This is a genomic window from Streptomyces sp. DH12 (genome assembly GCF_020873895.1).
GTDB lineage: Bacteria > Actinomycetota > Actinomycetes > Streptomycetales > Streptomycetaceae > Streptomyces.
In genome coordinates this window covers 1-397 of record NZ_JAHWGT010001580.1, presented here as the reverse complement: position 1 = coordinate 397, position 397 = coordinate 1, and the positions used below count along the sequence as shown (strand labels likewise).

At 67.8% G+C, this 397-nt stretch carries 1 pseudogene; it reads left to right on the top strand.

What is annotated here, in order from left to right:
- A pseudogene (locus LPA54_RS41180) lies at positions 1-397 on the top strand (diacylglycerol kinase family lipid kinase); the annotation flags it as partial.

The following is a 397-nucleotide window of genomic DNA, read 5'->3' as shown; positions in this document are numbered from 1 at the left end:
CGGGGCCGGAGGTCGACGCACGCCCTCTACATGCGCCAGGTGGTGCGTCAGCTGCTGGGCGACCCGCACCGCCGCAACGGGATGATCACGCTGGACCTCGTGGACGAGGAGCCGGTCGAGGACCTGGTGCTGTCCATAGTCTCGAACACCTCGCCGTGGACGTTCCTCGGCAACCGCCCCATCTACGCCTCGCCCCGGGCGTCTTTCGACACGGGACTCGATCTCTTCGGTCTCACCCGGATGTCCACCCCCGCGGTTGCCCGGTATGGCACGCAGTTGCTCACTTCGTCCCCGGAGCGGGGCCCCCGCGGCAAGCACGCCGTGACGCGGCACGATCTGACACGCTTCACCTTGCATTCGAAGGTGCCACTGCCCCTTCAGATGGACGGTGACCACC